This window comes from Paenibacillus sp. ATY16 (genome assembly GCF_003399985.2).
Lineage (GTDB): Bacteria > Bacillota > Bacilli > Paenibacillales > Paenibacillaceae > Pristimantibacillus > Pristimantibacillus glycanilyticus.
This window is the reverse complement of sequence record NZ_NMOK02000015.1, coordinates 1-19,605: the sequence shown is the minus strand read 5'-3', so window position 1 is coordinate 19,605 and position 19,605 is coordinate 1. Positions and strand designations below refer to the sequence as shown.

20 protein-coding genes and 2 pseudogenes are annotated in these 19,605 nt (G+C 45.7%); 16 read left to right on the top strand and 6 right to left on the bottom strand.

Annotated elements, in window-relative coordinates; genetic code table 11:
* Window positions 1-2: 2 nt before the first annotated feature.
* The 3 genes from gucD (at window position 3) to CFI03_RS08510 (ending at window position 4,329) form a co-directional block, all read left to right on the top strand.
* Window positions 3-1,463, top strand: coding sequence for an alpha-ketoglutaric semialdehyde dehydrogenase GucD (gene gucD, locus CFI03_RS08520; RefSeq protein ID WP_248757001.1), 1,461 nt, complete (start codon window positions 3-5; stop codon window positions 1,461-1,463).
* 23 nt (window positions 1,464-1,486) lie between these two features.
* Window positions 1,487-3,484: a YjhG/YagF family D-xylonate dehydratase gene (locus tag CFI03_RS08515; RefSeq protein ID WP_248757000.1), complete on the top strand. Its 1,998-nt coding sequence runs from the start codon at window positions 1,487-1,489 to the stop codon at window positions 3,482-3,484.
* Between the two features lie 314 nt (window positions 3,485-3,798).
* Complete coding sequence (locus CFI03_RS08510) at window positions 3,799-4,329, top strand: hypothetical protein (RefSeq protein WP_248756999.1); 531 nt, start codon at window positions 3,799-3,801, stop codon at window positions 4,327-4,329.
* 230 nt (window positions 4,330-4,559) lie between these two features.
* On the opposite strand, the gene rpmG is transcribed toward CFI03_RS08510, so the two are convergent.
* From rpmG to CFI03_RS31305, 3 genes and pseudogenes are all read right to left on the bottom strand, one after another.
* A complete protein-coding gene (gene rpmG / locus CFI03_RS08505; RefSeq protein ID WP_015844858.1) occupies window positions 4,560-4,709 on the bottom strand; it encodes a 50S ribosomal protein L33 in 150 nt (49 codons plus the stop codon).
* A 225-nt stretch (window positions 4,710-4,934) separates the two neighbouring features.
* Window positions 4,935-6,731, bottom strand: a pseudogene (locus CFI03_RS08500) (peptidoglycan D,D-transpeptidase FtsI family protein).
* Complete coding sequence (locus tag CFI03_RS31305) at window positions 6,613-6,933, bottom strand: hypothetical protein (RefSeq protein WP_349292469.1); 321 nt, start codon at window positions 6,931-6,933, stop codon at window positions 6,613-6,615. Before CFI03_RS31305 ends, CFI03_RS08500 begins: the two are co-directional and overlap by 119 nt.
* Window positions 6,934-7,188: 255 nt before the next feature.
* On the opposite strand from CFI03_RS31305, the gene CFI03_RS08495 reads away from it, so the two are divergent.
* The 4 genes and pseudogenes from CFI03_RS08495 to CFI03_RS08480 all read left to right on the top strand — a co-directional run bounded on the left by CFI03_RS08495 (window position 7,189) and on the right by CFI03_RS08480 (window position 10,362).
* Window positions 7,189-7,584, top strand: coding sequence for a hypothetical protein (locus CFI03_RS08495; protein WP_248756998.1), 396 nt, complete (start codon window positions 7,189-7,191; stop codon window positions 7,582-7,584).
* 300 nt (window positions 7,585-7,884) lie between these two features.
* Window positions 7,885-8,382: an RNA polymerase sigma factor gene (locus CFI03_RS08490; protein WP_248757293.1), complete on the top strand. Its 498-nt coding sequence runs from the start codon at window positions 7,885-7,887 to the stop codon at window positions 8,380-8,382.
* Window positions 8,363-9,592 carry a hypothetical protein gene (locus CFI03_RS08485; protein ID WP_248756997.1) on the top strand — a complete coding sequence of 410 codons (1,230 nt, stop codon included), beginning with the start codon at window positions 8,363-8,365 and terminating at the stop codon, window positions 9,590-9,592. Before CFI03_RS08490 ends, CFI03_RS08485 begins: the two co-directional genes overlap by 20 nt.
* Before the next feature lie 115 nt (window positions 9,593-9,707).
* Window positions 9,708-10,362 (top strand): annotated as a pseudogene (locus tag CFI03_RS08480) (class I SAM-dependent methyltransferase).
* 178 nt (window positions 10,363-10,540) lie between these two features.
* Here the strand turns inward: CFI03_RS08480 and CFI03_RS08475 are convergent.
* The gene (locus tag CFI03_RS08475) at window positions 10,541-11,380 is read right to left on the bottom strand and encodes an SDR family NAD(P)-dependent oxidoreductase (RefSeq protein WP_248756996.1); all 840 of its coding nucleotides are present in this window, start codon (window positions 11,378-11,380) and stop codon (window positions 10,541-10,543) included.
* Window positions 11,381-11,541: 161 nt separating this feature from the next.
* On the opposite strand from CFI03_RS08475, the gene CFI03_RS08470 reads away from it, so the two are divergent.
* Window positions 11,542-12,450, top strand: coding sequence for a LysR family transcriptional regulator (locus tag CFI03_RS08470; RefSeq protein ID WP_248756995.1), 909 nt, complete (start codon window positions 11,542-11,544; stop codon window positions 12,448-12,450).
* 22 nt (window positions 12,451-12,472) lie between these two features.
* Window positions 12,473-12,757: an O-methyltransferase gene (locus CFI03_RS08465; protein WP_248756994.1), complete on the top strand. Its 285-nt coding sequence runs from the start codon at window positions 12,473-12,475 to the stop codon at window positions 12,755-12,757.
* A gap of 138 nt (window positions 12,758-12,895) precedes the next feature.
* Here CFI03_RS08465 and CFI03_RS08460 read toward each other — a convergent pair whose 3' ends face one another.
* The gene (locus CFI03_RS08460; protein WP_248756993.1) at window positions 12,896-13,747 is read right to left on the bottom strand and encodes an aldo/keto reductase; all 852 of its coding nucleotides are present in this window, start codon (window positions 13,745-13,747) and stop codon (window positions 12,896-12,898) included.
* A 169-nt stretch (window positions 13,748-13,916) separates the two neighbouring features.
* Here CFI03_RS08460 and CFI03_RS08455 point away from each other — a divergent pair, with 169 nt between their 5' ends.
* From CFI03_RS08455 to CFI03_RS08445, 3 genes are all read left to right on the top strand, one after another.
* Window positions 13,917-14,357 (top strand): MerR family transcriptional regulator, encoded by a 441-nt coding sequence (locus CFI03_RS08455; RefSeq protein WP_127493861.1) that lies wholly within the window; start codon window positions 13,917-13,919, stop codon window positions 14,355-14,357.
* A 229-nt stretch (window positions 14,358-14,586) separates the two neighbouring features.
* Window positions 14,587-15,525, top strand: a complete 939-nt coding sequence (locus CFI03_RS08450) for a VanZ family protein (RefSeq protein WP_248756992.1) — start codon at window positions 14,587-14,589, stop codon at window positions 15,523-15,525.
* Window positions 15,526-15,772: 247 nt separating this feature from the next.
* Window positions 15,773-16,312, top strand: coding sequence for a P-loop nucleotide/nucleoside kinase family protein (locus CFI03_RS08445; protein ID WP_248756991.1), 540 nt, complete (start codon window positions 15,773-15,775; stop codon window positions 16,310-16,312).
* 67 nt (window positions 16,313-16,379) lie between these two features.
* Here CFI03_RS08445 and CFI03_RS08440 read toward each other — a convergent pair whose 3' ends face one another.
* Window positions 16,380-17,027 (bottom strand): NADPH-dependent F420 reductase, encoded by a 648-nt coding sequence (locus CFI03_RS08440; protein ID WP_248756990.1) that lies wholly within the window; start codon window positions 17,025-17,027, stop codon window positions 16,380-16,382.
* Window positions 17,028-17,133: 106 nt separating this feature from the next.
* Between CFI03_RS08440 and CFI03_RS08435 the strand changes: the two genes are divergently transcribed.
* From CFI03_RS08435 to CFI03_RS08425, 4 genes are all read left to right on the top strand, one after another.
* Window positions 17,134-17,715 carry a TetR/AcrR family transcriptional regulator gene (locus tag CFI03_RS08435; protein ID WP_248756989.1) on the top strand — a complete coding sequence of 194 codons (582 nt, stop codon included), beginning with the start codon at window positions 17,134-17,136 and terminating at the stop codon, window positions 17,713-17,715.
* Window positions 17,716-17,886: 171 nt separating this feature from the next.
* Window positions 17,887-18,474, top strand: coding sequence for a TetR/AcrR family transcriptional regulator (locus tag CFI03_RS08430; RefSeq protein WP_248757292.1), 588 nt, complete (start codon window positions 17,887-17,889; stop codon window positions 18,472-18,474).
* A 55-nt stretch (window positions 18,475-18,529) separates the two neighbouring features.
* Window positions 18,530-18,664: a hypothetical protein gene (locus CFI03_RS31025; protein WP_283094465.1), complete on the top strand. Its 135-nt coding sequence runs from the start codon at window positions 18,530-18,532 to the stop codon at window positions 18,662-18,664.
* A complete protein-coding gene (locus tag CFI03_RS08425; RefSeq protein ID WP_248756988.1) occupies window positions 18,661-19,572 on the top strand; it encodes a DMT family transporter in 912 nt (303 codons plus the stop codon). The genes CFI03_RS31025 and CFI03_RS08425 overlap by 4 nt, the downstream gene beginning before the upstream one ends.
* Window positions 19,573-19,605 lie beyond the last annotated feature (33 nt).

Here is a 19,605-nt window from a genome sequence, read left to right as displayed (position 1 = left end):
TCATGAATGAACAAGCAAGAATCATAGACAATTATATTCACGGAGAATGGACGGCCCCGCTGTCCGGCAAGCGGATACCGAGCATCAATCCGGCAAATAAGAGAGAGGTTGTCGGCGAGGTGCCCGATTCGATTGATGCCGATCTGGAGAATGCCGTAGCCGCCGCCGAAGCGGCCCGTGTTTCCTGGCGGAAGCTGACCGGCGCGCAGCGGGGGGCCCTGCTGTTCAAGGCAGCGGATCTGCTCGAGGCGAGGCAAGAAGAGATCGGAAGAATGATGACGCGCGAGATGGGAAAAACGTTGCCTGAAGCCAAAGGCGAAACGGTGCGCGGCGCGGCGATCCTCCGCTATTATGCCGGCGAAGGCATGCGCAAGGTTGGGGACGTTATCCCTTCAACCGATGCCGAAGCGCTTATGTTCACGACACGGGTGCCGCTTGGCGTCGTTGGCGTTATCTCGCCATGGAACTTTCCAGTTGCCATTCCCGTCTGGAAAATGGCTCCCGCGCTTATTTACGGAAATACGGTCATCTGGAAGCCGGCTACTGAAACCGCTGTCACAGCTGCTCTTGTTATGCAGTGCTTCCATGATGCAGGATTCCCGGCCGGCGCGGTGAACATGATTGTGGGCAGCGGCAGCGTAATCGGCGGCGGTATTGCGTCGCACAACGGCGTTCACGGCGTCACATTCACCGGCTCCAACGCGGTGGGCAAACGGGTCGGGCAGGCAGCGCTTGCGCGCGGAGCGAAATACCAGCTCGAGATGGGCGGGAAGAACCCGGTCATCGTGGCTGCGGATGCCGATCTTGAGCTTGCCGCGGAAGCTACGATCAGCGGCGGGCTGCGCTCCACCGGCCAGAAGTGCACGGCGACCAGCCGCGTCATTGTCGTTAGCGACGTTTACGAAGCTTTCAGGGAAAAGCTGGTGGCCAAAGTAGCGGAGCTGCGAGTCGGCGACGGACTCAAGGAAGGTACCTGGCTTGGCCCGTGCGCTAACGAGAGCCAGCTCAATACCGTCATGTCCTATATCGGCAAGGGCAAAGAGGAAGGAGCGCGGCTTCTTGTCGGCGGTGAACGGCCGAGCCAGCCTGAGCTCGCCGACGGCTTTTATGTAACGCCTGCCGTATTCGACGACGTGAAGCCGGATATGGCCATTGCAAAAGATGAGATCTTTGGTCCGGTACTGTCGCTCATTCGGGTAGACAGTCTGGAAGAAGCCATCAAGGTGGCCAACGATACCGAATACGGACTCAGCGCTTCCATCTATACACGCAATATCGGCAATTTATTGACTTTCGTTCAAGATATGGAAGCTGGGCTGGTTAGGGTTAACGCTGAAACGGCTGGCGTTGAGCTTCAGGCTCCGTTCGGCGGGTTGAAGCAGTCCAGCTCGCATTCACGCGAGCAGGGGCAGGCTGCGATTGAATTCTTCACCTCCATCAAGACCGTATTCATTAAGCCATAGGCCTTCGAGAGGGGCAATTCGGGATGAATGAGCAGATAAGAACCATAATGGGCGAAGACGACGGGACCTTCTTCTCCGTGAAGACACATGCGCCTGGGCCTGCGGGCAAGCTCCCGCTGACGCCAGAATTATTGCTTCATGCGCCAAGCGGCGATCTGTTCGGACTGACGCAAAATGTCGGCATGGGCTGGAGCCCAAGCCGGCTTGGCGGGAAACAGGTGCTGATCATGGGGACGATGGGCGGTATCCGGAACGAGGACGGAAGCCCGGCGGCGCTGGGCTATCACACCGGGCATTGGGAAATTGGGATGCTTATGAAGGCAGCCGCTGACGAGCTGACCCGTGCCGGCCACATCCCGTTCGCCGGCTATGTCAGCGATCCGTGCGACGGGCGCAGCCAAGGAACGACGGGGATGTTTGATTCGCTGCCTTACCGTAACGATGCGGCGATCGTGGTTCGGAGGCTGGTGCGCTCGCTGCCTACCCGTTCCGCCGTCATCGGGGTGGCGACCTGCGACAAGGGACTGCCGGCCATGATGCAGGCGCTGTCCAGCATGCGCGATCTTCCCGTAATCATCGTACCCGGCGGCGTAACGCTGCCTCCGACATCCGGGGAGGATGCGGGCAAGATCCAGACGATTGGCGCCCGGTATGCCCACGGGGAACTCAGTTTGGAGGAAGCGGCGGACCTCGGCTGCCGCGCCTGTGCGACGCCGGGCGGCGGCTGCCAATTCCTCGGAACCGCGGGAACGGCGCAGGTCGTCGCAGAGGCTCTTGGTTTGACGGTGCCCCATGCAGCACTCGCACCTTCCGGCCAACCCGTATGGGAAGAGATGGCGCGCCAATCCGCGCGAGCTGCGGTTTCTATGGCGGAGCAGGGCATTACATCAGCCCATGTGCTGACGGATGCCGCTATCCGGAATGCGATGGCGGTTCACGCCGCATTCGGCGGCTCTACGAATCTGCTTCTCCATATCCCGGCGATCGCGCACGCCGCAGGTCTGTCAATACCAGACGCAGGCGACTGGACCGAGATTAACCGCAGTGTTCCGCGACTTGTCAGCGTATTGCCGAACGGACCGATCCCCCATCCGACCGTCCGCGTGTTTCTAGCAGGCGGCGTTCCGGAGGTCATGCTTCATCTGAGACGGCTCGGAGTCATCGACGACCGGGTACTCACTGTGACTGGATCAACGCTGGGCGAAGTGCTCGATTGGTGGGAGGGCTCGGAACGCCGCCGCCAGATGCGCAGCTATCTGCTGGAGCAGGACGGGATCGACCCGGACAGTGTCATCTACAGCCCGGAGCGAGCCAAAGAGGCGGGACTAACCTCAACGGTGACGTTTCCGACCGGCAATCTGGCGCCGGAAGGGGCGGTCATCAAATCGACGGCCATTGACCCGGCTGTCATCGACAGTAACGGCATTTTCCGACATGTCGGGCGAGCCAAGGTATTCACAACCGAGCGTTCGGCCATCCGCGCCATCAAGACGGGCGGGATCGCAGCAGGAGACGTGCTGGTCCTGATCGGCCGCGGGCCTTCCGGTACGGGTATGGAAGAAACATACCAGCTGACATCGGCTCTGAAGCATCTGCCTTACGGCAAACAGGTATCTCTGCTCACCGATGCCAGGTTCTCAGGCGTATCCACCGGAGCCTGTATCGGGCATATCGGACCGGAGGCTCTCGCCGGAGGGCCAGTAGGTCGGCTGCGCACGGGCGACTGGATCGATATCCGGATTGATACTCGCCGGCTGGACGGCACCGTCCATATGGTCGGCTGCGGCGATAAGCCGGAGACCGAGTTGGCGGGAAGCTTGATACTTGCCTCCAGGCCGCAGCATCCCGAACTGGCTGAGGATCCTGCACTGCCCGATGATACCCGGCTGTGGGCTGCGCTTCAGGCTGTAAGCGGAGGCACCTGGAAGGGCTGCGTCTATGATGTGGACCGGATCCTTGAGGTCCTCTCGGCCGGAATGAATGCGCTTACAGGAGAAAAGTCGGGGACGCATGCAGATTGACGCCATAGACGAGTTTGTTTTCGTTGACGGCCGCAGGCAGCGGAAACACCGTATAAGAAGACTCACTTTGATCGCTGAACTAACGCGATAATCCAGGAGCAGTTTGCCGCCGCGGCAGCTGCTCTTTTTGTCGATAAGCTATTGGGCTGTATAACGCTCTGCCTCGTCTAATTCGCAATGTCCACAGAAGAAGGATGAACTCGTCGCGATATATTTAAACAGAAACCACCTTATTTAAGCCTTACGTTAATCGTGGTAAAATGTGGATTAAATCTATTTAGAAACGATGAAACATATTAGGGTGGTGATAGAATGTGAAGTTGTCTAAACTAGGGGAATTGGCCGTTATTGCTATTGTTGTTGTATCCGTTGTTTTATGCGTCCAGTACACCAAACGCACCTACTATGGGAATGATGGGGTAGTCATCATAGCTGAAAGTAAACCTATGTTAAATGAGGTGCCGGTAGAGGTTAAAGCAACTATCGCTGAAGTTCATGGGATATTAGATGATTTACTCGGCTGGGGGGCCGATGAGGATTTTCAATTCACGGGTTCTTATAAGGAACAGTTAAAGGAGGCCGTGGTCAAATTGGATGGCGTTCCGCCGCTTTCAAGTCGCTTTTTAAGAGAGGATTTACAAAGTGCTCAAAACCTTCTCAAGTTCGGTGTCATGCGTGAAGATCTGAAAGCTATTCAGTATGCGTACCGTATCCTAAATGATTTAGATATTGCCTTTAATAATTACTTTGGCGATAAAGTTTGGAACTATTCGCTTGCGGGAGCGGGTAATGGAAAGAATGTCGAGAAGGTAAGAAAATATCTGAATCTCACGGATAATGGATAAAGGATTTCATTTACGAGGTTAGTGATTACAACGGAAGTTGCATAAACTGCGGCTTTTTTATTTTTTGCATAGAAGTCCTTGTCGTCTGCTCAAGACAAGAACTTCTATACATAAGCGACAAGCGAACAACCAAGATCGACCCGAGAGTGAAGAGATGATCGCAATGCTGATGCGAGCAGGACGCAAATTCTGATTAAGCGACTATCGGAGGGATATGCTCCCTTCCTTACTTACCTTGTCTCTCGATGAAGCGTCATCTTTTTATGAGAAGGACAATATTTGCTAAGCTCCAGGCGGCTCGGATTATTTTTCTTGTTTTTCATTGTCGTGTAATTACGGGCACCGCATTCCGTACATGCTAAAGTAATGATCACTCGCATGATGATTATCACCTTCCTTTATCACCATGTTATGTATGAGCTGAACCACTTGATCAGCACGAAATAAAGAATATACCGGAATTCATCATATTTTATTTAGGACATGAAAAAGCATCAACTACTCAATTTTATGCCCAATTGCACGGGGAACGTTGTAATTTTGATAATAACCGCCTGTGTTTACATATATGTGGTGCTGCTATTTTGAGTAAAAGGTAAAATGGATTATTCCGAAAGTCCAATCTCTTCATCATAAGCTTCAAAAATTTTTCGAGCAATTGGTGCAGCACTCCAACCTCCAAATCCACCCTCAGGAATAACAACTGCTACAGCTAACTTAGGGTTTTCAGCGGGCGCAGATGCGATAAATACACCGTTATCAATAGTTTTGCCCCCAACTTGTTGTTGTGAAGTTCCTGTTTTACGTAAGAAATTATATTTGAAGCCTTCAAATCCTTGAACACTGACTTGACGCATACCTGATTCAATTTCATCCCAATATTTATCTGGAAGATCTATAGTATTCATTACTTCTGGTTTGAATGTTTGTATAGGTGATCCACTTGAACTTACTATCTACTCAACAAATTGTGGTTTAATACGATTTCCTCGTGATGCAAGAGTTGCAACATATTAAACCAATTGTAGGGTAGTATATCTACCTTGTTGACCAAATGAGGCATAGACGAGAGGAGACTGGGCGCTTCCGGAGCTTTTGTATTCATTGTAGTATTCTTTAATGCCGGCTTGTTCTCCTAAAAGCCCGCTACCAGTTAAAACACCTAGCCCAAACAGTTGCATATAGTTATCCCAAATATCGAGGCCCTTTTTTCCATCTTTTATATAAAGTTGATTTCCAACCATTGCTGCCATGAATGGATTTGATGATTTGGCTATTGCCCTTGATGGATCTAAAAGACCGTAGACATGTCCCGATGCATTTCTTACATACGTTTCATGTCCCTTTTTACCAAATGAGAAGGAACCAGTATCTGAATATGTAGAGTTTATTGTAAATAAATTCTCATTTAGCCCGATTAATACGGAAAGGGGCTTCATAGTTGAGCCCGGTGGAACCAATGAAGACGGATGTTTCTTAAGTTCTTGATCGGAATATTGAGGGTAAACCTGACGAATCGTACCGTTATTCATTACCCACATTAAATTTTTATAGTCATAGTTACTTATAGAACCTCCAGACCAAATATTCGGATCATAATCAGGCATAGAGGCCATAGCAATAACTTTACCAGTTTGAACTTCCATGGCTACTGCGAATCCTATTTTTGCATTTGGAGCGCGTTCAGCACTATTTGTAGATGTCCTTATTTTATTGATTTGTTCAGTAATTGCCCGTTCTGTTGCTAGCTGGACATTTTGATTTATTGTCAAATATAGATCATTGCCCTTTTGGGGATTTGTTATTTGAACCGGCCCGATAATTTGTCCGGCATTGTTTACTGGGTATTGTTTGACACCATTTTTACCGCGAAGGTAATCTTCGTACATGAACTCTAATCCGTCAACACCAACCTCCTCATTATCTAAATACTGAGTAGAGGGGTCATCGTTATCTTTATTCACATCTTTATATTTCTCCATTGATTGACTTACGCCTTTATATTTCTTAACATAACCAACCAATTGAACAGCAACAGAATCCTTCGAATAATTTCTAATACTTTCCTCAACAATATCGATACCAGGAAATAAACTACGATGCTCCATAAAATAGGCTATTTCTGTATTTGTGAGATTGGTTTTAATCCTTCTTGGAGTAGAGATGGTATTAATTTTAAAATCCAAATCCATTTGACGAGTGATATCTGCAACTGACAATACATGGCTCTTATCTCCTAGTGTAGTGAAAACATCGTATAGTCTAGTCGCTAAGTCATTAGCATCACTTTTTTTTAAAATTAGGAGAAATTGAAAAGTATAGAGATTGTGTTGAAGTAGAATATGTAATCGGTTTACCAGTAGAATCAAAGATATTCCCGCGAATTGGTGCAGTAAGGACATTACGAGTTCCTTTTTTATTCCCGTTCTCACTAAGAGTAGGGCCTTCTACAAATTGTAAAATTGCTAGTTTAATAATAAGAATACTAAACAAAACAAAAACTATAAAGAAAAAGACATTTAACCGAAAGGGGAAATTTCGTCGAAGATTGCTTTTTTCATTATCAGTATTTGACATTAAAAACTCACCAATCCCTATTTTCATTTATCTCTTATCCTTAGTATTGAAGTGCCTCATATCTTTACAGACAATTACATATTATACCAAATAAATAAACTGAGGTGGAATAAGTTTTAAAAGGAAACTTATGATACTATAGATGTATATTTTAAAAAGTTTTCCTTTTAATAAAACTAACATAGTGTTCGAAAGGTCTAGATATTTAATCTGTTTTGTTTAAGTGCTATATTCAGCATACGAAAGAAATAAAAAATTATAGTGATGGTGGGATCAAATTATATGCCAGATCGAAAAGAAGAACAAAAAAGAACCTACCGCGCTTTGGTCATTGTCCTTTGTATTTTATCTATATCAATTGCTTTTTTGTGCTACGGATACTATCAAATTTTTTATGCAGAAAAAATAATTCTAACGCAAAACTCTCCTAACAAAATAAATCAAATCGAAATTAGAGTTCGAGGTCAGAATGCCTTTTTTTCGAATGCACCGATACGAATACACTATGGGAAAGTTGGACATATTCGCCCTTATATCGAGGAGAGAATTATCAACGACGGGAAAAGTCTTCATGCCGAAAATTTTGAAATTAATTGGGTAACAGAAGACAAAGTCTCTATTACTCTTAAAGGAGAAGAGCAGGAAGATAAAAAATTAGAAATTACTATTCCTAATTGATTTTGTAAGATTACATAATTTTATACAAACCAACTATTAAGAAAATTTTGAGTAAGCCATTCAGGAGCAGTGTATGCCACAAAGGCAGCTGTTCCTTTTTTTATTAAGTTAAAGGGCAAAGGTAAGATAGCTCAAATATGTGGTATTAGGGCGATATAAAAATAAAATTTTGTGGATCAAAAACTCTTTTAAAATAAATCGAACAAATTGAAGATATGGATTGTCTATATATTGAGGTGATGAGAATTGTTGGAAGGGTCCCTAAAGTATTTGGTCAATTTAGATGAAGTATCTTTCGATATGCTGATGAAAGATTATGGACAAGAGGTTTGGAATTTTGCTTATTCAATCGTCAAGAATCAGAGCATGGCCGACGATATAACTCAGGATGTTTTCTTGCAGGTGTTCAGGCATGTCACATCTTTTCGCAGAGAATCTTCAATTAAGACATGGTTGCTCAAGATTACACGGAACATCAGCTATAACTATCGAAAGGCAGCCTTTTTTCGGAAGGTGTTTCTTGTTGAAAGAATAGATAGGACTGAGTACAGTGTTTCAGCAGAGCAATCTTATTTCGATAAGGAAGCGACAAATGATATTTGGAGGTATGTCTTTAAGTTGCCTGTGAAATCGAGAGAAATACTTATTTTGCACGCTAAATATCAACTATCCATTCTGGAAATTGCTCAAGTATTAGGCATTCCAGAAGGAACCGTAAGATCCCGATTGTTCGAAGCCCGTAAGAAAATGAATGTGCTATTGGGGGAGGCTTACTCTTATGAAACGATCAGATCCTGATTGGTATAAGTTGTTACAAGGGGATATTCTGAAGGAACAGAAATTCGATAATGAACTCATGCAAAAAATCAGGCTGCGCACAACGCAAATTGAAACCATTCGTACGAAGAATAGGTTGCACCAAGCGGCTTTCGCAAGTCTGGCATCATTAATTGTAGTTGTGGCGATTTTGTTTACAGTAAGTGAAACCGCAACGCATTCTTCAATTTCTCAGCAGAATACAAATATAACAGAAGACGGGCACTCAGGTGGACAAGCAAATTCAGAGGAAATAGAAGAACTGCCAGAACTAACGGATAAGGATGGCGATCAATTGCCTGGAGCGGTTGATCTATCGAAAGTGCCGGAGGATGAGATTTTTATACCAAAAATGATTAATCTTCCTGGTTCAACGAATGAACAATCTTACTCAGAGGAATTGAAGATATTTGCTCAGAATACGGATGAGGGATTAATACTAAGAACGAAAGATTTTAACACGCCAACTGGTGTGATTTTCAAGATTACACAGGCACCTGCAACCATGAGCGAAGATGACACGATTCAATGGTTATTAACGAAAGCTTATACACAAAACAATAAAGAAAAAACCGAAGTTGAAGGTCATACCGTTGTGTATATTGAACAAAAAAACAGGACGGTTGCGCATCTGATTACCCCGCATCACTTCTTTACCGTTACGGCGACGAATGGGACCATAGAAGATTGCACCAAAATACTTATGCAACTCAAGCCAGAGACAGAGACATCCAGCCTTTCAACTACTCCTAACCGAATAGACCTAACCATGGTAAAGGATACGATTCATCTGCCTTTGAATTTAGTAGACCCACCTCTACAGCATACCCAAACTTCTTCGACTGCCCTCCAAATTACTAAATTGGTGGATGCGTATGGGCAAACTTCTATTAATGGAGAGACCATCTTGGTTATCTACCAACTTAACGATGATAAGCATGAGGTTATATTTACACAATCTCACAACAAATTCGAGGATGTACAAGCGGCAGTTGAGGATACAAAATCTTGGTATAAATCGGAGGATGTCAAGGTGATGGAGATTAACGGGTGCACAGCCGTAATCGAAGATTCGCCTAGCCGAAAACAAGTGCATTTGATTACAGCTACTCATTTCTACACCATTGGCTCTCCAGGTACACTGGATCTGGAATATCTAATAAAATTGGCTGGGAAAATACAGTCACCTTAAGGTAAGATGACGCTAGCTCGCATGGTAACATTTTTTGATTATAGGTAAAATACGGGTTTGCTTATTGAACTAACTATAGGCCCTGTATTTATATTGCTCCTAAGGAGATAACCGAATGGAAGATTACTATTGGAACGATAAATTTGATTATTTAAGCAAGACCAGATGGTTGTATTACAATGATGATTATTTAAACTTCCTTATAAGCTCTGTTTGGAATATCAAAAAGCCTGTTCGAGTCATCTGGATAATCCAAAGGCAATACTACAAAAAATGATAGATAGTTTGGTGGATCAAGGCAGAATAATTTGCTTTGAGCCTCATTGGATCTCAAGCATGGCAAGCTATCATCTTGAAGGTCATGCACTATCAGATATAGTGCAATTGGGGTTCCTCCAGGAGTTATATGAAAGGGATGCGCAACGGAGTGGGAAAGACGGCAATATAGGAATAAAGTTGCCTATTTATTTAAGCCAGTTAGGGGTTAGACAAATCGAATGCAGAGTCAGCGACAGGGTAAATTTTTTAGATCCCAATTCTGACTTTGAAAAAAACAGTGTACTTTACAACTCTCTAAAGGAAGATGGCTTCGGGGCTGATCCGGGGGAAGAAGAGCCGTTTATTAAGAATTTGGTGGACCGTGGTGCTGCCCTTGAAGAAGCGCAAAAAGAACACAGGCTGGAATCTTCCTTGTCGGTAGCTTTTAACAATGATGTTTTCTGTCGTATGCACCAAGTATGAAGATAACTTCAGGAATCATTGAAAGATAGGAAACTCATTAAGCCCCTCGGTACGATTCAGTTTCTTACAGCAGCCGGTCAATAATGACCGGCTGCTGACGTTTCTCAACTAATGGGCAGAAGAGTTGAATTCGATAACTTGGGTAACTTTCATTATAGTAAGCATGTAAGTTGATCCCTATTTCTTTACCTTCTGCTAATTCCAATGCTACCGATGGCTTATCGGTTTTCCTTGCGCTCCGTTCGAGACAGCTTCCCACGTCTCCCAAGTGGCTAAACGATCGGCATAGGTTTCGCGCACCAAAGGCAAGACCCCAGCGCCGACCGCAAACCGCAGAGGTGGGTCCTCGGCGTCTACGATTTGAAGAATCGCTTCGGCCGTCGCCTTCGGATCGCCACGTTCTTCGGTCGATAAACGAGTGGATACCCGATTTCGAAGTTCAGCGTAAACTTCCATTACTTGTGATGTCTTCATGGACAAGGGGCTTCCAAAGTCGGTGGCAAAGGCGCCCGGCTCAAGCAACGTGACCTTAATGCCGAAGCCTTTAACCTCTTGAGCGAGGCTATCGTGCAGTGCTTCGACTGCCCATTTGGAAGCGCAATAGAAGCCAATGAGCGGCGCCGCAACAATTCCCATGGCGCTTGATACGCCGAGAATGTGCCCGCTGCCCTGTAGTCGAAGCAGAGGCAGGGCAGCCCGGATGACACGAAGCGTACCAAAGTAATTGGCGTCAAATAGTTCGCGGACGTCGGATTCGTTAGCCTCCTCAGTCGTGCCAACCAGCGTATAACCGGCATTGTTTAAGACGACGTCCAGCCTGCCGAAATGCGCGTGAGCCTGCTGAACGACATGCTCGACCTGACGAGAATCCGTTACATCGAGCGCTAAGGGGAGAACAGCGTCTCCAAAACGTTCCTTAAGGTCGATGATGCTTTCCGGTGTGCGAGCGGTCGCGGCAACCATATCCCCGCGAGAGAGTGCGGCCTCTGCCCAGATGCGCCCTAATCCGCGAGAGGCTCCTGTAATAAACCAGACTTTTTTTTCCATAGTATTATCCTCCAATGCCGTTCCTGTGTGTAGTATTTTTAAAGCTTCTGTTTTCTTTTTTGTTCACCTCTAATGTTACGGCTTAGTAGCTTGATACGGAATTTCAAATAAGTTAGCATGGTATTAACCTATGGTTTATACAAAAGGAGGGGCCTTCCTGAATGATTGAGCAACTGAAGACCTTTGTTCAAGTGGCGGAGTCCGGAAGCTTCTCTAAGGCAGCCGAAAAGCTTTTTATTTCTTCAACCGCTGTGATGAAGCAAATGAATTTGTTGGAAAAGCAAGCTGGAGTCCCACTATTTATCCGTACCAATCACGGTGTCAGGCTCACAAAGGCAGGAATAACTTTTATCAAAGATGCAGAATTTATGCTGCAGTATTTCCAAGAATCTCTTATCCGTATGCATCAGTCCGCACAGACCAATCGGCATATGGTTCGGGTGGGCACTTCTATGCTTAACCCCTGTAATGTTTTGATTGAATTGTGGAATGGGATAAGCGACTTATACCCGCAATTCGGAATAAACATCGTTCATTTCGAAGATGACGCACATACACTCCCAACCACTTATCGCATGATTGGCCAATCACTGGATATCATTGCAGGGCCATTTCTTACAGATAACTTGAAGGATTACTACCGTATGCTTAAATTGGGAAGTTACCGTGTTTGCTTTGCCGTATCTCGGCAACATAGGCTAGCTTCAAGAAAAACACTTTCTGTCAAAGATTTATATGGGGAAAGATTGGCTATAGTGAACGGCGGCGAGAGTGCGATCATTCATGACATACGTGATTTCCTGATAATGAATCATCCTCAAATACGAATTAAGGATGTTCCGCGTCTCTATGATCTTGATGTGTTTAATCGCTGCGAGGAAAGTAATACGGTTATGCTAACATTGGAGGCCTGGGCAGATATTCATCCATCTTTGGTGACGATCCCTAGTGATTTAGATATAGAGATTCCATATGGTTTGATATATCCATTACATCCATCCCAGGAAGTTGATCAATTCTTAGAAATCATAAAAGAAATGCAAGGTAATGTTCTAGCTAAGGTTGAGTGATTCGAGGTGCAATGTGTAGAAGATGGTGACTGGAGCTGGAGCTTCAACAACATGGATATTAGATGGGATGGATATGTCATCGCGATTGATATCTGTTGAAATGGACGAATCAATACAGAACATTGCAAAATCTGTTATTAATGACGAGCGGGTACAGTTTGTTACGGCAGATGGTGGTGTTTTTATTGAAGAAAGTAAAGGAAAAAAATTTGATTTTATTTTTGCAGACACTTGGCCAGGAAAGTATTATTACTTAATTGTCGAACTTAACTGGTCGACGGGATTAATCATTGCAACTAGAAAATGAGGCGTTAAGCTATCGGTGAACGATATCTCAATTAGAAACGTCAGCAGCCGGTCAATAATGACCGGCTGCTGACGTTTCTTAACTAATACGGTCCTCTAGATGAAGATAAATGCATGTTGAGTTTTCGCTTAATCAAGTTTACAGATCGACTTTCCAGTTCCCCATCATCTTTGCAACTTCCGGATCACGGTACGATAAGAAAAGACTTTTTCGCGTATCGAGAGTGGAAATTTGTTCGATGTCGTCCGTGCTCAATTCAAAATCGAAAATGTTAAAGTTTTCGACGATCCGTTCTTTTTTTACCGACTTCGGGATTACAATGATTCCACGCTGAACAAGCCAACGAAGCACGACTTGAGCGACGGACTTGTTGTGTTTTTCAGCAATTGAGACCAGTACTTCGTTCCCAAACAAGTTGTTCAGTCCTTCAGCCAAAGGTGCCCAAGACTGGTGCTGTACTCCCTGCTCTTTCATAAATGCTGCACTCTCGATCTGGTGGTAGAACGGGTGCGTTTCGACCTGATTGACGGCGGGCACGATTTCGTTATGCACAATAAGGTCCATCAAACGGTCAGGCAGGAAATTGCTCACCCCGATTGCCTTGATTTTGCCTTCACGGTACAGCTCTTCCATCGCATGCCAAGCTCCATAGTAATCGCCGAAAGGCTGGTGAATAAGATATAAATCCAGATAGTCGAGCTGGAGCTTCTTCAGGGATTTGGCAAATGCCAGCTTGGCACTCTCGTAGTTGGCATCCTGAACCCAAAGCTTGGTTGTAATGAACAGCTCCTCACGTGGTATATTGCTGCGCTTGATCGCACGGCCGACCGCTTCCTCATTCAGATAACCGGAGGCAGTATCGATTAGGCGGTAACCAGCCATCAGCGCTTCATATACGGCTTTCTCGCATTCTTCAGCATCAGGGACTTGGTAAACACCGAAGCCGATGATCGGCATTTTCACACCATTGTTTAATGTTATGGATTGCATTGTAATTCCTCCCAGTTTTCAAATGTATAACAGCAAACGGCGCTCTTCCTAAATCGGACGCTGCAGCGGGGTTTCAAGATACGACCCGTTTGCGTTACACTAAGCTTAGAACCTTCGTGTTACACGAAGTCAAGCTGTTATACTATTTATTTTTCAAGGGGGATTTCACGTGTATACAGTTAAAGAAGCCGTTCAAATAACGGGACTCACCGAGCACGCAGTACGTTTTTACACGGATAAAGGTCTGGTTCCAAGTGTACAACGTAATAAAAACAATATTCGGATGTTTGATGATGAATCGATCAACTGGCTGCATGGCATCAAATGCCTCAAGCAATCCGGGATGCCGATTGAAGTTATCAAAATGTACGTTGATCTCTGTCTTGAAGGGGATACGACCCTCTCGCAACGCTATTCACTCATGATGGAGCATAAAAAGGAGGCAATCGCTAGGCTTGAAGAAGCCAAACAGCACGTTGCCCATTTGGAACAAAAAACCCTACTATATCAGGCCATTCTGGAGCACCGCTCTCCAGACACGATGAATCCTGGTAACTGGGACAAAATCAAGCATATGCATAGTGACGTATTTTACTCGCAGAAAACGTAAGATATCACAAGAGATTTAACCCCTTTGAATAATAAACTCGGATCGTCCTTTACCCATTTAATTTCTAACAAAACGGGAATGGATGAAAAAGATGCGGCAGCTGATCAATGATCAGTTGCCATTTTTGTTGAAGAAAAGGGAGGATTACGTTATAAAACAATAAGTTTTTGCGTCTTTATAATAGAGATGTTTTTTATTGACCTATGTAAAGGATGGAAAGGAGTTAACCATGTCACAACACCGTAAGATTATTTCTACCATAACCGTACTCTATACTATTTTGATTCTTTATTTTTTATTTCTCGCTTTCGGTAGAATAGGTGCCGCAGAGCAAACGACTGGCTACACCTTTATATTTTTACCGGACGATTTCTTTAAGTTGCCAAGTATATCGGATCTTCTACATCCTACCTTGATGGATTTTGTAGGATTTGGAAACCTCGCAGCCTTCATTCCTTTCGGCCTATTGATTCCATTGTTATATCGGATCACCTTTGTTAGATTCATTACAGTGTTCTTCCTGTCGATTCTCTTAATGGAAACCATACAGGCACTAACGTTGCTCGGCAGCTTCGATATTAACGACGCGATTCATAACGCATTAGGCGCGGCAGTCGGTTTTGGGGCATACAAGCTTGGTGTTCGCTATAAAAACGGTTGGCGCAATATTGTGATGACTGCCATCTCCTGCATGGTTCTTTTATTAGGGGTATGGGGATTGTTTGGGATTGTAGATAAAGCGTTCACCAAAGAAGAAGGTCCCTTTGTAGCGATAAACGAATTGAAAGACAGCTCCGAAAATTCATCAACGGGAGAAAAAACGAATAGCTTAATAATTAGCGGTCAAAACGTAAAACCCCGCTATAATATGTACGGCGTCGAAGGTGAAAATTTAGAAACGTTCACCTATACGTTTAAGGAGAAGTCTATTTTCTCCTTGTATTACGGAATACCTGATCAAACGGATGATTCCGGAAGCATTCGTGTTTCCGTCAATGGGAGCGAGGTAATGACCGGTTCCGGAGAAGATCAACGCCGTTATCCGGAACTGTTCCCGGCTATGTGCGAGATTCCTATCGAAGCGGGGAGCGAGCTCACGATAACAATTGAGGGGAACGAAAAAATATGGGATGTTGGGTATAGGAAGATGCAATATTTCTGGAACTGAGTCGAATTAAATCGAACTGAGTCCATCGCTGTACTTATTATTTTTGCTCGCTATCGAGGAACATCAGCATAAACAAAATAATACAGCTGCCGTGATTAAAACGGCAGCTGTTTTTCATTGAATCATAGAGACAGGATAGTTTAATCAATCCGCCGAATACCTTAGGCACGGCGAAATATGTGGACCGATGTACTTGAAGATCATCAACGAATACTTCACATTGTTAATACGATGGGGGAATGAATAAATGAAACATAATGAAAATATTCTCTATCTGATATCGGGACCACTCGGGGTTGGCAAATCAACCACTTCGAAAGAACTTGCACGAAATGTTCAGCAATGCGTACTTATTGAAGGGGATATTCTACTTGGCATGTTAAATGACGAACTATCACTTTCGTGGGAAGAACGCTTACGACTCACATGGGATAATATACTGACATTAACCAGGAATTATTTGCTGCATAATTTAAATGTCGTTATTGATTTTGTAGTGGAGGAAGAACTGGAATGGTTTTGTAACCAATTATCGGACTTGAAAAATGTGACTTTAAAATACGTCGTGCTGATAGCGGATAAAGAAAAAATAATCGAACGGCTAAACTCTCGAGGGGATATTGATTCCTTGGAACGTTCTTTGTTTTTATTAAACAAGATGGAAAGTTCACATTTCAATAAAAAATTTAGCTATAACACTACCCATAAACACCCGACAGAAACGGTAAAAGATATTATCGAAAGCTCTCGTTTTCATGTGCCATTGAATCCTTTTAGATTGAACTAACGGCAAAAACTTTAGTGCAATCAATACAGCTGCAGCTTAGGTTAGCATTTGACCATCCATAGCGGCCTTAACGGATGATCTTCAGATTGAAGTTCGAGTGACCGAGGGCGCCATATATTCTGGAAGTCAGCAGCAGAAGGCCCTCCGTTGCGCGCGCGGACGAGATGTCGCCTAGATCAATAATGTTCTTCCAGCCGAACCATTGTCGCAGGTACTCCGAAACCTCATTTTTAGCTTCTGTATCATTGCCCCCAATAAACATATCATGCTGTCCCTCCGCCAGATTAAGCGGATTGATCATAAGGGCAGACGTTACGGTATTTAGAGTTTTGACAACTTTTGTCTCCGGGAAGGCTTGCTGGATCTGCTCTCCAAGCGAGTCGTTAGGGGCGACTGACAATCGCAGCTCACCATTGGTGAATTCAAGCGGGAGCGCAACATCGATGAGAATTTTGCCGGCAAGCGACTTCTGACCAATCGACTGCAGCACTTCAAGCGAGGCGACTCCCGGAGTAGCGTTAATCACAAGTTCACCATGTTCGGCTGCTTCCCGATACGTACCAACGCTCGCAAGTTCGCTGTTCCCAAGAGATTGCTTCCAATTCGTCAGCTTGGCCGGTTGCCTCGCTCCTAATTTAACATCATGACCCTGCTCAACCAGAACGTGCCCCAACGTTTGCCCGACATTGCCTGAACCAATGAATCCTATCTTCATACCTTCTCCTCCTTAGAAAAGTATACATACAAGTCTGTATACTTTTGGATTTTATTGACAGTATACATACCGATCTGTATACTGTCAACTATAGAGGTGAAAAATAATGAGTGTTGCAAACGACCGGAAGTCTGCCGCACGAGAGCAATTGCTGTTGACCGGGAGCAAGCTATTTTTCGCGAATGGCTTCCATGCCATCGGCGTCGACCGCATTGCTGGTGAAGCTGGCGTTACAAAGATGACGCTTTACAAACATTATCCATCCAAAGATCACTTGATCGTAGCCATTCTGGAACGCTCCAGCGAGATGTACTGGGCTTGGTTCGAGGAGACGGTCGAGGGTGAGGCTGAACCGAGGGGCCAACTGCTCGCGCTTTTTCAAGCGATCGCAAGCCAGCATTCGAAGTCTCCGCAGTCGAGTTTTTGTCTGTATCAATCTGCCGCAGTCGAATATCCATTCCCTGACCATATGGTGAATCAGGCCGTAAGCCGTCACAAGCAATCTATCGTTCGGCGATTGGAAAGCTTGTGCCGGCAAGCAGAGTTTCGGTCCCCCGAGGTCTTGTCGAGGCAGCTCTTCGTGCTGATGGAAGGATTCTGCATGACCGCACGGTTAATTGGCCCCGGCGCTCCGCCGGCTGAAATCGTGCAAGCCGCGATGACGCTGATCGAGGCATATGGCAAGTGAGACTTTAATTGTTATAAAGGTTTTCAAAGCCGAACCGAAGAATCGGTACGGCTTTGTTTGCATTTCGTCGATCTGAGCTCCTGGGTACTGAGTGTTGACAGCCATCCAAATATAGGATAACATGATGCCAGTCACCACTGACAGACATTAACGGGAGACGAGGTGTTCATCATAGATATCAGCAAGTTGGGAAGTAGCGAAAGACTCTTGCTAGTGGCGATCGATCTCATCTCGGAGAGAGGCTACAATGGGGTTACCACGCAAGAGATCGCTACGGCCGCCGGCCTGAGCGAGAAGACATTGTTCCGGCACTTCGGCAGCAAGCTGAAGCTACTTGAAGCCGCCTTCGAACGGTATCATTACGCCGAAGAGATGAGAAAGATTTTTGCGGAAAAGCTATCATGGGAGCTGGAAAAAGATCTCCTGACGATCAGCAAGACATATCACGAGATTATGAACCGCAATCGTAAATTGCTCAAGATCAGCATTAAGGACGAAACTCAGATGTCGGGATTTAAAGAACGATTGCTTAGGCATCCTCTACAGTTGCTCGAGTTTCTAACGAATTACTTCAACACGATGAGCGAGAAAGGGAAACTGCGTTTGACGGATCCGAGGATGCAGGCTTTTACGTTCATGATGTCGCAGTACGGAGCATTTATGAACGATCTGGAAGCCGGGAGGAACTACCCGGATATCGCGCTGGAACCTTTCATTGAGGAAAGCGTCAGAATGTTTGCTAGGGCTTTAACCCCCTAGCTTTTTTTTCAAACTAAATGTCAGTAAGTACTGACAGACAACAAGGGGGATTGAAATGGCAGGACTAGAAAACCTGTACGATGTAGCGGTGATTGGCGGAGGACTGTCGGGTCTTACGGCCGCCGTATATCTGGCTGCAGGCATGGCAAACGCTAAGAAAGCTGCTTTCTTTGGAGGTGATGAGCGATGAAAGGGGATAAGCTCGCCTACTTGCTGGCCGTCGTCAATGCCGTCGTAATTGGGATGTCGTTCCTAGTCGTCAAAAAGTCGCTTAACTACGCAAGCCCATTCGATACGTTGACGTTTCGCTTCGCCGCAGCGTTCGCCATCCTATCCATCATGGCAGCATCCGACTTGTTCAAGTTGAACTACCGCGGCAAACCGCTATACAAATTGCTGATGTTGTCCATTATGTATCCTCTCGGTTTTTTTACCTTGCAAACGTACGGACTGCAGTACACAACTTCCGCGGAGGGAGGAATTATTAATGCGCTTTCGCCTCTCGCAACGATGGTTCTCGCCTCCGTATTTTTGAAAGAAGCGACGTCCCGGCCGCAGAATCTATCCCTTATCCTATCCGTGTCAGGCGTCGCCTTAATATTCATCATGAAGGGCAACGGCATCGGCTTTTCCAATATGAAGGGCGTGCTTCTGTTGCTGCTGGCTTGCGCGGCTCTCGCCGGATACAGCGTGCTTGCCCGTTCCGTGTCGAAATCTTTCAGCCCGGTGGAAATCAGTTATTTCATGGTAGGAACGGGATTTGCCGCATCGCTGGTATTCTCCCTTGCCTTCCATGTATCGGACGGAACGCTGAGCAGAATGGCGGCACCGCTCGCGAGCATGACATTCATGATGCTGATTCTTTGCCTCGGAGCGGTTCAAGTCGCCACGGCGCTGATGGGAAACTACATCCTGTCCCGAATCGAAGCCTCGCGAATGGGAGTATTCATCAACTTGTCGACGGTTGTCTCCATTGCTGCCGGCGCCGGGGTCCTCGGTGAACCTGTTGCCTGGTATCATTTTATCGGTTCAGCACTTATTGTTGCCGGAGTTATTGGAATGAATCTGCGCATACGGAAGGAAGGACTGGCCTTATGATCAAGGGGCCGTCTCAAAAGGTGATCGCTCAAT